The organism is Nostoc edaphicum CCNP1411 (assembly GCF_014023275.1).
GTDB lineage: Bacteria > Cyanobacteriota > Cyanobacteriia > Cyanobacteriales > Nostocaceae > Nostoc > Nostoc edaphicum_A.
On record NZ_CP054698.1, the window covers coordinates 2,145,945 to 2,159,295 of the forward strand.

Genomic DNA, 13,351 nt, shown 5'->3' on the forward strand with positions numbered 1-13,351 from the left:
ATTAAATTTATTTGGAGACATTTTAGTGCAAGGAAATTGATTTTATATAAAATTTTAACAACTAGTTGTGGAGATAAAAGGCAAAAATCGGGTAAAAATCGGTTAGTAATAAAAGTAATTCTGAACTAGTACAGCACGGCGGAAAGAAACCACCCATTTCCAATCAAAAAAACCCTTACGCTGTCTTCATTTTTAATTTTTAATTTTTAATTTTTAACAAAGTTTGGGGTTTAAGTCCCCTGCTTCTATCAAGCAGAGCGTTTTGTGTCGGGGTCTAAATCCCCGTCACAAAACGTAATTGCGAATTGCGAATTGCGAATTGTTTTAATTCCGCCTTGCGGTACTAGGCTTCTGTTGGAAAATATTTACTTTGATGTAAGGTCTTGGATAAGATATGGACTCTGAACCATTAATTGATTTTTTCTATGAAATGGTCGCTGGAAAGGAAATGGATTGCCTCTGCTTTTGGCTTGTGTTTATTATTAATGGGTACAGCTAGTCTTATTTCTTACCAAAATGCTACTCAGCTAATTGCAAGTAGCAATCAAGTGAAGGATACGCATGAGGTAATGAAAAATATTATCGACATCTTTGCTACACTAACCGATGCAGAAGCAGGACGTAGGGGTTATATCCTATATGGAGAGCAATCAGAACTCAAACGTTACTATCAGGCAATGCAAAGCCTAGATGCCAAAGTCCAAAAGTTGCAGCAACAACTTGCTGATGACTCCTCTCAACAGCAGCAACTAACGAAGCTAAAATTCTTCATTACTCAAAGAGTTGAGTTATCTAAACAGTCAATTAACCTCAAAAAAGTAGGTAAATCAAGCTTTGCCATTCAAGCACCTTTAATTATTCAAGGCAACCAAAACCGTAATCAAATCCGTGAAATACTTACCCAAATGCAAGCTAGAGAGGAACAGTTATTGCAAATTTCGGTCAGAGATTCTCAAGATAATATCCGCAACCGGATGTTGATTGAATTCCTCGGTACTTTCTTGAGTTTTGCTATTTTACTAGGGGTTTATGCTTTGCTTTATCAACAATTAGTTAAGCGCCAGCAAGCAGAAACTATTCAAAAAACTCTAGCTCAAGAAAAAGAACTTAGTGAATTGAAGTTGCGTTTTTTTTCAATGGTATCCCATGAATTTCGTACACCATTGAGTATTATATTGGGGTCGGCTCAACTATTGGCTCAAAGTAATCAGCAGTGGACAGAAGAGAAGAAACTTAAAAATCTGTATCGCATTCAATCTTCAGCTAGGTCAATGAACCAGTTACTAACCGATATTTTAACTTTGACTAGGGCAGAAGCTGGTAAATTGGAATTTCATCCAGAACTGATGGATTTGGAAGCATTTTGCATTAATTTAATAGAAGACCTCCAATTTTGTAATCAACAGCAGCATACTATTAAATTTATCAGTCAAGGTAACTGTACTCATGCCAAATTAGATGAAAATATACTGTATTCTATTTTGACTAATTTACTCTCAAATGCGATGAAATATTCACCTCCAGAGGGAAGGATTTTTCTAATTCTTAGTTGTGAACCACACGCAATAATTTTCCAAGTCAAAGATAATGGTATAGGAATTCCTTCAGAATTTCATCAGCATTTATTTGAGCCTTTTCATCGTGCTAATAATGTAGGCAAGATAGTTGGCAGTGGACTAGGACTGGCTGTGGTGAAAAAATGCTTAGAAATACATCACGGAGAAATTTATGTAGATACTGAGGTAGGAGGTGGAACAAGTTTTACGATAAAATTTCCCCAACAGGGAACAGTAATAATCAATAATAAATTAAGCAGATTGCCCTCAGACTAGAAGTCTGGGGCTATACAAACAAAACCCGCCTACGCAGGTTTCAGAAAGTCCACGCAGGCGGACTTCGTTTGTGTAACCGCGATTTCCAATCGCCCGGTGTTTCTGCTCCCGGATGGCAGTCCTGAATCAATATAGAAATCTGCTTTGATTTTTGAACTGACTTGTGTCGGCGGCAATAGACTTTTTGAGTTGTACGGTGTTTTTCAAAAATCAAATATGATTCCTATAGTATGCTAAGGGCTAGGAAATAGTACAGAATATTTTGATAGGTAAGAAAGTCTAAGTTGCACATCTGGTAAATTAATTTTAACAATCATTTAGGAAAAATTATGGCACTATATTTGGACTCAGCGATCGCATCGGAAGCTGAAGTTGTTAAGCTTTGGGGATGGGTGAAAGGTATTACAACAAATCCCACGCTGTTGTCTCAAAGCGATACTCCACCAGAAACCACGCTGAAAAAATTGGTTGCCTTGACTTCTGGCCCGTTATACTATCAACTTATGGCATCTGATAAAGCTGGGATGCTAGCTGAAGGTAGAAAAGCTTTCGAGATTATTGGTTCACAAACAATTTTGAAGATTCCCGCAACACCGTTAGGTTTTGAAGTGGTGGCGAGTCTATCGCCAGAAATTACCTGTTCAGTGACAGCGATTTACAGTGCAGCACAGGCAGCAGTAGCACGAGAAGCAGGAGCTAAAATTGCCATAGCTTATGTAAATCGAGCTACTCGGTTATTAGGTGATGGTATTGCTTTGGTGCGGGATATGGCTAGCGTACTCAAAGGCAGTGATACGGAAATCTTGGCAGCTAGTATCAAATCTCCTGAAGAAGCAGCCGCATCATTGCAAGCTGGGGCGCATCATCTGACTTTACCACTAGCAATGTTGCAGGCGATCGCAACTCATGAATTTTCACAAAAAACTGTTGAAGAATTCGCTAAAGGAGGCATTGGTTTAACTAATTCGTAATTCGTATAGGAATCTGCTTTGATTTTTGAATTGAGTTGCATAGACAGGCAATAGGCAATAGGCAATAGGCAAGAAGGCAATAGGAAAGAAGGCAATAGGAAAGAAGGCAATAGGCAAGAAGAGTTTTTTAGTTTTACGGAGTTTTTTCAGCAATCAAATATGAGTCCTATATGTGATCAATAAGCGAATTTAGCTAAACTATAAAAGTCAAATTTTCTCAACATCTCCAGAAATGTGAACACCGCAGGTACTTGGAGAACATTAGATAGAATTGCAGTTGCAATAACTCTTTCAAGTGGTGCAGGTAAACTATATACCTGAACCTTTGGGGGAATGGGTACAGCTGCTAAACGGGGCATAATAGCTGCTCTGAGTCCTTGATTTACCATGCTAACGACTGTGGAATCTTCTTGAATGTCGCTAGCAGTATTGATTGGAATTGCCAAAGTCTTCAGGTGGCTGTGAAGAATGCGTCCACAGGGTGTACAAGGAAGCAAAACCGGCGGATAGGCTGCTATGTCTTCCCACGTAATTTTCGGACTGCTAATTTTGGTATGTGGTGGTAGTAAAGCTACATATTCATCCCGAAAAATTTCCCAGGTTTCAAATTCCTCACCAGTTGGTAGACAAGTAATACCAATATCGGCACGTCCATCACGCAAACACTGTTCTACATGCGTGAAAGCAGAGCATTCTATGATTGTGACAGCAATTTCTGGGAATTGATCGTGAAATTGGGCTATTGCTTTTGGTAATAGATGGGTGGCGACACTCCGAAAAGCCGCAATTCGCACATGACCACCGTGTAAACCTTTATGCAGGTTTGCTTCGTGTTGCATCATCTCTATATGCTGCATTGCTTGACGTGCATGATACAAAATCCGCTCTCCAGCCGGTGTCAGCACCGCACCGTGACGACCTCTGGCAAATAAAGGCACACCCAGTTCTTCTTCTAGGGTGGCAATGGCATGACTAATCGCAGGTTGGGAAAGCTGCAATTCTAAGGCTGCCTCACTAAAGTTACCACGATCTGCTACTGCAACTATGGCTCGGAGTTGGGATAATTTCATGGGCAATTGATTAAAACAAGGGTATACACATCCTGACTTTATTGTGACAAAAAGGTTGAATTAGTGACTTTTCATATCTATAAATCCCATTTATAGAACCTATGCAAGCCATGATTTGATTCCTAACTGAGATGTTGCTACTGTTTTATTTACTGAGCAACTTTCAGAAACAATTCTATGAATAATCACATTAGGTGTCTACCAACAGAAGATATAGAAATAAATTGTAGTTCGTTATCCCAGAAAACAAATAACTCAAATTTATGGCAATCTCTGCATAGTTTCTGGGAAAAATTTCTCAAAAAACTCCTAGAAAATCCTAACGAATTACAAGTTTGGCAAAAGGTTGACCGCCACGGTAATATTTATTGGCAAGCTTACGATCCTGCTACGGGAAAATCTTTTTCTTCAGGTTCTCAAGCTGATGTGTGTCTGTGGATTGAACAGCTTTATAGATATTAAAAAAAAATGACGCAACTTACTTTAGTAATTGGCAACAAAAATTATTCATCTTGGTCACTTCGTCCTTGGTTAGCGATGAAGCAATTCGGTTTGGAATTCAATGAGATTCGGATTCCTCTCTACAACAACCGAGATTTTTCATCGAAAATTCAGCAATACTCGTCATCAGGAAAAGTACCTGTATTATTGCACGATACACAAACCGTGTGGGATTCTCTTGCTATTTGTGAATATCTAGCTGAAACGTTTCCAACTTTGCAATGGTGGCCAGAGGATAAATATGCAAGGGCATTAGCCCGTTCCATCAGTGCGGAAATGCACTCAGGGTTTCAAAATTTGCGTCAGAATATGCCAATGAACTGCCGTACTAAATATCCTGGTAAAGGTTTAGTTTCTGGTGTACAACAAGATATTGACCGCATTACTAGTATCTGGAAAGAATCACGTCAAAAATTTGGGGCTGGTGGCAATTTATTGTTTGGCAAGTTCACTATTGCAGATGCGTTTTTTGCTCCAGTTGTTCTGCGGTTTGTCACCTATGATGTGCAGTTAGATAATATTTCTAGAGATTATGTTGAGACAGTTTTGGCACTTCCAGCAATGCAAGAGTGGATAAATGCAGCAAAGAGTGAGACAGAAATTATCTCTCAATACGAGTTTTAGATAAATAGCAAATAAGAAGAACATGAAGGGTAGAAATATTTTAATTCGAGATGCAAATCAAAGAGATATTCCTGCCATAATGGAATTGATTCATTTAAAAGCTGAATTTGATGGTTGTCTTGAATCTGTAGAAGCAACTCCTCAAAAGTTAGAAATTGATTTGTTTGGAGAAAAACCCCTTGCTTTTGTTCTTTTGGCTGAAGTTGATGGGGATATTATTGGGTTGGCAACCTATCACTTTATCTATTCAACTTTTTTAGCCAAACCTGGAATTTGGCTTGATGATTTATATGTCAAAGCTGAATATCGAAGCCACCGAGTTGGTCAGGCGTTAATGCTACGCTTGCGCCAGATTGGACAGGAAAAAGGTTGCGGCAGAATTGATTGGACTGTAGCTGTATCTAACGAAGGTGGAATCAATTTTTATGAAAAAATAGGTGCAAAGCTCATCAATAAAGTAAAATTGTGTCGCTTAGATGGTCTAAGTATTACAGTAGAGTAGGCATTCTAGTTCCCACCTTACAAGCAACAAACTTTCAGGTTAGTTTACTCAGTGGTGTTGGTAAACCGTCAATGCTGACGAGATTTTTCTGCTGTTGATATTCTCTAACTCCCTCTTCGCCTTTTTTATTAGCCCAGTTTAATAGAGTCTGGCGCTGACCTCGATATTCATAGAGTGGTACACCAAAACCACAGGATATTTGTATTTTTTCAATATCAGCAACGATAATTTGACGAGTTCCAGGTATCGGCAAAAACTGAGAGTACAGAGAGTTCCAGTCTGGAGAACTCGGTAGAATCGTGCTTCCTTGACCGTAAAGACGCAGGATACAGGGAGGTTCCTCAAAGGCGCAAAACATAAAGGTTATCCGCCCATTTTCTTCCAAATGGGCGGATGTTTCGTTAGCATTGCCTGTGAGGTCTACGTAACCTACTCGGTTGGGAGAGAAGATGCGAAAGCAATCCAGACCTTTAGGAGACAGGTTAATATGGCCCGTAGGACTTAATGGTGCAGAGCCAACAAAGAAAAGGTGTTGGGCAACAATAAAGTCTTGCAGTTCCTCAGTAATACAGTCAAAAAGTTTAGCCATAGACTGTCTGATTTATATTGGCAAATTTCCCATCTTCTCAGCCTATGTCTTAGCTAGGAATCTAGCAAGGCCTAATTGCCGATGTCTAGCTTATCAGAAGGGAGTGGGGAGTGGAGAAAAGTGTTACCGTTTGATGTATCGACTAGCCATTTGGATGGCATCAGCAATATCGACATCACCATCGCCGTCAGCATCTAAGAAGGAATTCAGTACAGAATTTCCGCCAGCTTGGGGATTTTGAGCATTGGCACCTGATTGCAAAAAATTCAGTACCAAAGGTACGGCTAAAGGTAGCAATTGTTGAACTATCCCTGCATCTAACCCAGTGCGTTGGGCAGCAATCTGAGCTACCTGTTGTTGTATCTGAGGAGAAAATAGCGAATTGACGGCTTGGGGGTTAGGAGAAGTTCCAGCATATTGATTCACTAGAGTTTGTGCAGCTTCATTCCCATCAGTGGCTTGCTTTTGTTGTAAAGCAGAACGCACTTGACCACCCACAATTGACAAAACTGATTGGATGGTAGATGGGTCTGCACCTGTACGATCGCTCAACTGTTGTACAGTGTTAACAATACTTCCCAACTGACCTAAACTGCCCTGTTGATTGGGATTAGCGACGGCACCGAGGATTTGATCGAAAAGTCCCATAAGTTTGTTTTTTCCTTTGTTCTCAAAAAGCTTGCTAAAACTAGCTTAGAGTCTTTATGTGTAGGCAGACTTGCGTCAGTCTCCTAAAACATGAGGACACGCAAGCTTCATAATGAACGAATAAAATTTTGAAAGCTACTAGCTTAAGGATGAGAAATTGGTAAAGCCAACACAAACTCTGTTCCTTGATTTAGCTCAGATTTGCAAGTAATTTTACCTTGATGTTTTTCTACCACAATCTGATATGCGATCGCTAGTCCCAAACCTGTACCAATACCGCGTGGTTTGGTTGTAAAAAATGTTTCAAATATCTTTTGCTGATTTTCTGGTGAAATACCAGGGCCATTATCCACAATTCGCACGATCGCTAAATCATTCTGCCAGCATTCTGTGATAATGGTGACTTCGGGTAAAAATTCGGGATTTTCAGCCAATTTTTCCTCTAATGCATCGATGGCATTGCTGAGAAGATTCATAAATACCTGATAAAGTAAACCTGTATAGCCTGGAATCGGTGGAATCTCTCCATAATTGCGAACAAGGCTAATCCCATTTTTCAGCCGATTGTTCAGAATCAACAACGTACTATCTAGACAAGCGTGTAGCTCTACTAACTGCACTTCCCCGTCATCTAAACGAGAGAAATCTTTCAAACTCCGCACAATTTCTCGCGTGCGGTCAGCGCCAACTGTCATTGAGTTGAAGAGTTTTGGTAAATCTGCTTCCAAAAATTCTAAATCAATTTCTTCTGCTAATGTTTGCACCGCAGGCGAAGGGTGAGGAACTTCGGCTTTGTATGTTTGCAGTAGCGCTAATAGATCGTCAGTATAGGTTTTCGCGTGTACGAGGTTTCCAGAAATGAAATTTATCGGATTATTAATTTCGTGGGCGACACCAGCCAGCATCCGTCCTAAGCTAGACATTTTCTCACTTTGAATGAGTCGGACTTGGGACTCGGCTTGTTGTTCTTCTAAAAGGTGCTTCACCTGATGAATAAGTTGATTGAGGGAGCTAGTTAACGCTCCGACTTCATCTTGTGTCATTACAGGTGCTTGCAAGTCAAAATTAGCTTCTTGGGTAACTCTTTGGGCAATATTCGTCACCGCATTAATGGGATAGGCGATGATTGTACTTGTGTAGAAAGCTAGGATGGCAGCGATCGCCACTGACAGCAGCATACTAACAATAATAATCTGAGCTTGGATTAACGCAGCCTGTTCTTGAGCTAAATGAGCCTCATCTTGCCGTTTTTGAAGCGTTTTGGCAAAGTCGGTTAACTCATGGGCAAATTGATAAAATTTGAGAGCATCCTGACTTTGACTGAATTTCGAGATTAATTGCTGCGCTTTTGTAGCTCCCGATGGCTGTGAACTTAATGGCAAAATTTGCCGAATCAGTAACCTTAATTGTTCAAAATATCCGGCTATCGTGCTGTTATACTTTGTGAACAGAGCTTGTAAATCTCTTTCCGAAATAGTTTGACTAAATTCCTGCGCTTGAGCAAGCAAGGTTTCGGCATCCGCTAGATCGCTTTTGAAATCAGCAACTCCCCTTTGCAAAGATTGCGGCTGCTGCAAAAAAGGCAGTATTTCTTGTTGGTGAATCTGTATTTCCAAGAGTTCGCCTTGCAAACTACTTAACAAGCTTGCTTCTTCATCAACCACGATCATTTGTTGTTTAGCTTGCTGGAAATAGCGATCGCCTATTACCAACCCCGCTGTTGTTCCCAAAACTGCAATTCCCAAAGCCAGACCGTAGCCATAAAAAATTTTTTGCCGAATACTAAGCTGGTGGAATCCTTGTTTTACCCAGTTTAAGTATCTTAATTTAGGTGTCGCAATCATGGTACAACTCGCTGTTGAATTTTTTTAGTAGGTGTTTTTTCATCAAAAACAAGAAATCCAGCCGCAAGTGAGTAAAAACACATTTGATCCAAAATGCGCTCTTAGTTTATCAAAAGTTGCTTTTTTCTACCCTAGCGAAAAATACTGAAATTATGAAGATTAGAAGTCGCGGCTACACAGACAAAACCAGTCTGCGCGGGTTAAAAACTTTCAGTTCTTGTTAGTCCAGTAGCGAATTATATGCCAATATGCTTGGGTTAAGGGCTATTGGCAAAAATTTTGGGTTTTCGAGACGCGATAAATCGCCGTCTCTACAAGTGTTTTGGTCTTATCTGAACTGTATTGAATTATATCCCTCTTCTGTCACTTTCCGGGAAAGTGATCGCTAGAAGCCTCATGAGGCAATCAATACAAGCTATACTATTAGAAAAAAATAGGACTTGTATTTGTTATTAGAAAATAATCGCGCAATCGCTTGTTATACAAAAGCTCTAGATTTTAGAAAAGGCAAATGTTTTCGGAGAGTGACAGAAGAGGGATATTCGCCCAATACTTTTCAAACAACCTCTTATCCGAACCGTATTGGAATATCACTCAGGTTTCCAATTAGAGGTATCCACCAATGACAAATGACAAATGACCACTTAATCCAACCGACTTTATATAGTAAAGAAACAATAAATTGCGAGTAAAAAAAATGACCTTCAATTCCTGGGTTATCTGTCCACAACCAAATCCTCAAGCCAACTTGCGTTTATTCTGCTTCTGCTACGCTGGTGGTAGCTCGGCAATTTTTCGCACATGGCCTAATAATCTACCTAGTAATGTCGAAGTCTGTGCTGTGGAATATCCGGGACGGGGAAGACAGATTAAGTTAGCACCATTGACGCGATTAGAATCTCTAGTTGAAGCGATCGCTCCAGTTCTTATACCATATTTAGACAAGCCATTCGCTTTCTTCGGTCATAGTATGGGTGGATTAGTTAGCTTCGAGTTGACACGTCTACTCTGCTCTCAGTATAGTCTTGCTCCCTTTCACCTCTTCATCTCTGCTCGTCGCGCCCCCCAAATCCCCCTGACAAAACCACCGCTACACATTCTCTCAGATCATGATTTGATTTACGAGCTACGCGATCTTAACGGTACACCCAAGGCAGTACTAGAGAGTACGGAACTGATGCAGATGTTTCTCCCTATTTTGCGGGCAGATTTTGCCGTTCTGGAAACTTATATTTACACTCAAAAACAACTACTGGAGTGTCCTATTACTGTTTTTGGTGGTTTGCAAGACCAAGAAGTTAGTCATGAGGAGCTGCAAGCATGGCAAGAGCAGACAATCGCTGCTTTCTCATTACATGAGTTCAACAGTGACCACTTTTTTATCCATTCACACCAACAATCATTACTTAAACTTATATCTCAAGAGTTGCAGATGCGTAAGGGCAGTTCGTGAAGAGTGCTGAGTTGCGAGTGCTGAGTGCTGAGTAATACCAATTTTGTATGAAGCTGCATAGAATTAGATCCCCCCTAGCCCCCCTTTTTAAGCTATCCATTATAAACATCTTTCTTAATAAGAACATTGACAAAAAAGAGTAGTTATGTAGGGAAGGATGGAAGCCAAAAAATCACAAGTGACAGGAGAAAATGGGCACGAGAATCAACAGAGTTTGAAAAAGTGAAATTTTCGCATGGCAACTTTGGTGTAAAAAACTAATTATCGGTAGTGGAAGAAGGAAAACACCGCAGAAACCGACGATAGGATGGAGCAATAATTAATTATTGAAAGACTGGCAAAGCAGCCAACCCTCAACCAGATCATGTAATCGACTTAATCCACGCCAGAGAACTTTTACACCTGGAGAGCCATCGCTTTTGCGACCTAAAAACCCACCAAGTCGAGCAATCCAATTGACCACTTGAGCCAGAGTCGGTGGTGTAGTATGAGGATAAAGTTGATGATGAATAGTGGTGTAGAGGACTTGCCACTCATGAGTGGCTAAAACTAGTTCACAACTAGCATCAGGCTGAAAACGAGCTAAGTAAGTCAGCCACAGCAAACGCCAAGCAACGATACTGTAGGTAGCCAAAGCCATCTCGATTCTGTGGGCAGTTTCGAGTTGTAACTTCTCAATGCCACAGCCACTTTTTTAAAACATAGTGATAACGTTCAATCAACCAGCGATAACTATACCATCGCACATACAGTCTGAACATCTTCCAGACAGGTAATCTCTAAGGTAGTCAGCAGTAACCAGGTAATCGGCTCGATCTCTGGTGGTGGCTCAACTTCTGTGACTAAAATAGCCTGCAATGTCACTAGGTGCTAGAAGTTCTGTTTTGGGGCGATTCTGCGGTGGTGCAATGGTAATTGTGGCATGACGAATCTTCAAGATGGCTGTTCTTGGCGTTTGAGTCGCAGAGCGTTTTACCTCTACTGTCATTGTGCCAACCGACTCAACAGACTCTAAAGTTGACCATAAATGCTGCTCACTGCCAACTAGACAGCGATTTTGAGTAGCTCGAATCAGAAAATCTGACCCAGGACGACGAGCATCAGCAAATAAGTCATAAAAATCGGCTTCTCGGTCAGCAATCGTCACTACTTGTACTGATTCGGGAATGATTGAGTCAGTTTTTTTCAAAGCATCAAGCCATCTTTGACTTTCTTTTTTCTTTTGTCGGTTTTTGTTTCCTTTGTTCAGATTTTCCTAGTTCTTCTTCGTTTCTTGACCACACATCTTGCTCGATGATGCCCAATGGTATTCCCTGTGGGGAGACAGTGAAGACTGAGTGGACTTTTAACCCTTTGGCATAAGAACTATCGAGATATCCTGTTCCCGATAGAGCTTTGTGGCTGGTGTAGTTAAGTTCTGTGGTATCTTGTATTGCCAAGACTACTCTATGTTGGGTAATTCGCTCTACTGTCGCATCGATATGTCCTTGTCTAATCATGGATGGTTTGATGTACGGTGAATCCCAGAAGTCATAGGTGGCTTTCGTTTGCGCCCATGTTTCACTTGCTTGCAAAACACTGGCTTCCGGTTTCGCACTTAAATTTTCGACTATTTTGATTAACCGTTTGGTTCTTCTGGTGTCACCTAATTCGGTTCTTTCTAGTTCCTGTGTGATCCATTGTTCCATTTGCTGACTTTGCGATGCTTCCGGCTCTTCGTATAGACAATACACAATCTCTGGCTTTTGTCCAATTTTCTGTTAAGAAAGATGTTTATAATGGATAGCTTGCAAAGGGGGGAACTGGAAAAACATCTATCAAAGTCCCCCTTTTTAAGGGGGATTTAGGGGGATCGAGATATGTGCAACTTCACATTAAATTGGTATAAGAAGAATAGTATTCAGCACTTATCACTCAGTATGGTAAACATCGCCCCTGTGGTCATCACATAAACCTTTGCTCCTCTGCTCACTTTATTACTGAAGCAGAGGGCAGTTTTCCTCCTGCCTTCTGCCTTGATTGATAAGTAATATTTATACTTATTATTTTTGGGTAGCGATCGCTAATTTTGCCCCTGGAACCTCACGTACCCGATCCATTACAGCCACTACCTTCCCGTGACCAACTTTTTCATCAGCATTAATAATTACTAACATTTCTGAGTTTGAACCAATTAAAGTCCGCACTTGCTGTGTCAAATCATCAACTGCAACTTGTTTCTTGTTTAGGCTTACCACTCCTTGTTCATCTACCGTAATCGTAATTTTAGAGGGAACTTGCTGTTGTTTTGCCGTAGCTGCCTTCGGTAAATTTACTGGCAAACCTTCTGAACGGGTTAAAAACAGAGTTGACATGATAAAAAATGTCAAAATTGCAAAAATCACGTCAATCATCGGCAAAATGTTAATCTGTAGCGGAAGTTCTGGTTCATCTGGTAGACGCATAAGTTTTTTCTCCTCTTTCATAACGACGGCGGTAGAGTAATTCTAGCTGTCCCCCATACTCCTGAATTAAGGCAATTTGCCGCTGATACAGTCCCCGAAAGGTATTGGCAAACATGAGTATGAATATAGCAACTATCAATCCTGATGCTGTTGATACTAGGGCTTCACTAATCCCAGAGGTAACACCAGCTGTTTTGCTACCTCCCACGTCACCAACATTTAGGGAGGCAAAGGAGGCGATCAATCCTAATACTGTACCAAGAAGCCCTAAGAGTGGTGCCAAACTAATGATTGTCTCAAAAATGTTTTGGAAACGTTTTAACACAGGAATCTCAGCCTGCGATTCGCTTTCTAACGCCAAACGAAATTCCTCTGGATTTGGCTCCTCTAATTCTAAAGCTGCGAGAAAAATCCGGGCGAGTGGCAAATCTGCATTTTTCTGAAGTTTATCCATTGCACCGACAACATTATCGAGTCGGTAGAGGTTCAAAACATCTCGCACCACACGGCTTTGACGCTGATTGATCCTTACCCAAAACCGAATCCGCTCAATGATCAGTGCCACACCCAATACCGAAAATGCCAACAGGGGCCACATGACCACACCACCTGCTGCAAATAAATTTTGAATTCCCATGTAGTGCCTCTATAACCTCATCCACAGTACAAAATCAGACTACCAGAATCTAGCGGAAAGCTGAAAGTTATTCTCAATAAAATATAAAATATAATGATAATTTTTTCAAATGTAATCATCATGAATTTTATTTAATTGTTTGTATGTTTTATATAAACTAATTTAATTGAATTGAAACAAAAATTAATTTTGTCTGAAAACCATGATGTTAATAGTTTGATAAAGATGTTTTTACT

12 protein-coding genes and 1 pseudogene are annotated in these 13,351 nt (G+C 40.5%); 6 read left to right on the forward strand and 7 right to left on the reverse strand.

Going from position 1 to position 13,351, the window contains the following annotated elements; all coding sequences use genetic code 11:
• Positions 1-425 precede the first annotated feature (425 nt).
• Positions 426-1,832: a sensor histidine kinase gene (locus HUN01_RS11665; protein WP_181931400.1), complete on the forward strand. Its 1,407-nt coding sequence runs from the start codon at positions 426-428 to the stop codon at positions 1,830-1,832.
• A gap of 329 nt (positions 1,833-2,161) precedes the next feature.
• Positions 2,162-2,803, forward strand: coding sequence for a transaldolase family protein (locus HUN01_RS11670; RefSeq protein WP_181931401.1), 642 nt, complete (start codon positions 2,162-2,164; stop codon positions 2,801-2,803).
• Between the two features lie 176 nt (positions 2,804-2,979).
• Here the strand turns inward: HUN01_RS11670 and HUN01_RS11675 are convergent, their stop codons facing one another.
• Positions 2,980-3,873, reverse strand: coding sequence for a LysR family transcriptional regulator (locus HUN01_RS11675; protein WP_181931402.1), 894 nt, complete (start codon positions 3,871-3,873; stop codon positions 2,980-2,982).
• Positions 3,874-4,050: 177 nt separating this feature from the next.
• Between HUN01_RS11675 and HUN01_RS11680 the strand changes: the two genes are divergently transcribed.
• Genes HUN01_RS11680 through HUN01_RS11690 form a run of 3 tightly spaced genes read left to right on the forward strand, consistent with a single transcriptional unit; the run spans position 4,051 to position 5,500 of the window.
• Positions 4,051-4,335: a hypothetical protein gene (locus HUN01_RS11680; RefSeq protein ID WP_238846193.1), complete on the forward strand. Its 285-nt coding sequence runs from the start codon at positions 4,051-4,053 to the stop codon at positions 4,333-4,335.
• 6 nt (positions 4,336-4,341) lie between these two features.
• The gene (locus HUN01_RS11685) at positions 4,342-4,998 is read left to right on the forward strand and encodes a glutathione S-transferase family protein (protein ID WP_181931403.1); all 657 of its coding nucleotides are present in this window, start codon (positions 4,342-4,344) and stop codon (positions 4,996-4,998) included.
• 22 nt (positions 4,999-5,020) lie between these two features.
• A complete protein-coding gene (locus HUN01_RS11690) occupies positions 5,021-5,500 on the forward strand; it encodes a GNAT family N-acetyltransferase (RefSeq protein ID WP_181931404.1) in 480 nt (159 codons plus the stop codon).
• Between the two features lie 34 nt (positions 5,501-5,534).
• On the opposite strand, the gene HUN01_RS11695 is transcribed toward HUN01_RS11690, so the two are convergent.
• The 3 genes from HUN01_RS11695 to HUN01_RS11705 all read right to left on the reverse strand — a co-directional run bounded on the left by HUN01_RS11695 (position 5,535) and on the right by HUN01_RS11705 (position 8,581).
• The gene (locus HUN01_RS11695) at positions 5,535-6,089 is read right to left on the reverse strand and encodes a pyridoxamine 5'-phosphate oxidase family protein (RefSeq protein ID WP_181931405.1); all 555 of its coding nucleotides are present in this window, start codon (positions 6,087-6,089) and stop codon (positions 5,535-5,537) included.
• Between the two features lie 123 nt (positions 6,090-6,212).
• Positions 6,213-6,737 carry a DUF937 domain-containing protein gene (locus HUN01_RS11700; protein ID WP_181931406.1) on the reverse strand — a complete coding sequence of 175 codons (525 nt, stop codon included), beginning with the start codon at positions 6,735-6,737 and terminating at the stop codon, positions 6,213-6,215.
• A 143-nt stretch (positions 6,738-6,880) separates the two neighbouring features.
• On the reverse strand, positions 6,881-8,581 hold the full coding sequence (locus HUN01_RS11705) for a sensor histidine kinase (RefSeq protein WP_181931407.1): 1,701 nt from the start codon (positions 8,579-8,581) through the stop codon (positions 6,881-6,883).
• A gap of 697 nt (positions 8,582-9,278) precedes the next feature.
• Between HUN01_RS11705 and HUN01_RS11710 the strand changes: the two genes are divergently transcribed.
• The gene (locus HUN01_RS11710; RefSeq protein WP_181931408.1) at positions 9,279-10,034 is read left to right on the forward strand and encodes a thioesterase II family protein; all 756 of its coding nucleotides are present in this window, start codon (positions 9,279-9,281) and stop codon (positions 10,032-10,034) included.
• Between the two features lie 319 nt (positions 10,035-10,353).
• Here the strand turns inward: HUN01_RS11710 and HUN01_RS11715 are convergent.
• From HUN01_RS11715 to HUN01_RS11725, 3 genes and pseudogenes are all read right to left on the reverse strand, one after another.
• Positions 10,354-11,722 (reverse strand): annotated as a pseudogene (locus HUN01_RS11715) (IS4 family transposase).
• A 354-nt stretch (positions 11,723-12,076) separates the two neighbouring features.
• Positions 12,077-12,478 (reverse strand): ExbD/TolR family protein, encoded by a 402-nt coding sequence (locus tag HUN01_RS11720; protein ID WP_069074637.1) that lies wholly within the window; start codon positions 12,476-12,478, stop codon positions 12,077-12,079.
• Positions 12,462-13,115, reverse strand: a complete 654-nt coding sequence (locus HUN01_RS11725; RefSeq protein ID WP_181931409.1) for a MotA/TolQ/ExbB proton channel family protein — start codon at positions 13,113-13,115, stop codon at positions 12,462-12,464. The genes HUN01_RS11720 and HUN01_RS11725 overlap by 17 nt, the downstream gene beginning before the upstream one ends.
• Positions 13,116-13,351 lie beyond the last annotated feature (236 nt).

Bases quoted from the DNA above. Each gene is read 5' to 3' on its own strand.
- HUN01_RS11690 (WP_181931404.1), top strand. From the start codon at position 5,021: ATGAAGGGTAGAAATATTTTAATTCGAGATGCAAATCAAAGAGATATT.
- HUN01_RS11675 (WP_181931402.1), bottom strand. From the start codon at position 3,873: ATGAAATTATCCCAACTCCGAGCCATAGTTGCAGTAGCAGATCGTGGT.
- HUN01_RS11705 (WP_181931407.1), bottom strand. From the start codon at position 8,581: ATGATTGCGACACCTAAATTAAGATACTTAAACTGGGTAAAACAAGGA.
- HUN01_RS11665 (WP_181931400.1), top strand. From the start codon at position 426: ATGAAATGGTCGCTGGAAAGGAAATGGATTGCCTCTGCTTTTGGCTTG.
- HUN01_RS11685 (WP_181931403.1), top strand. From the start codon at position 4,342: ATGACGCAACTTACTTTAGTAATTGGCAACAAAAATTATTCATCTTGG.
- HUN01_RS11725 (WP_181931409.1), bottom strand. From the start codon at position 13,115: ATGGGAATTCAAAATTTATTTGCAGCAGGTGGTGTGGTCATGTGGCCC.
- HUN01_RS11710 (WP_181931408.1), top strand. From the start codon at position 9,279: ATGACCTTCAATTCCTGGGTTATCTGTCCACAACCAAATCCTCAAGCC.
- HUN01_RS11670 (WP_181931401.1), top strand. From the start codon at position 2,162: ATGGCACTATATTTGGACTCAGCGATCGCATCGGAAGCTGAAGTTGTT.
- HUN01_RS11680 (WP_238846193.1), top strand. From the start codon at position 4,051: ATGAATAATCACATTAGGTGTCTACCAACAGAAGATATAGAAATAAAT.
- HUN01_RS11700 (WP_181931406.1), bottom strand. From the start codon at position 6,737: ATGGGACTTTTCGATCAAATCCTCGGTGCCGTCGCTAATCCCAATCAA.
- HUN01_RS11695 (WP_181931405.1), bottom strand. From the start codon at position 6,089: ATGGCTAAACTTTTTGACTGTATTACTGAGGAACTGCAAGACTTTATT.
- HUN01_RS11720 (WP_069074637.1), bottom strand. From the start codon at position 12,478: ATGCGTCTACCAGATGAACCAGAACTTCCGCTACAGATTAACATTTTG.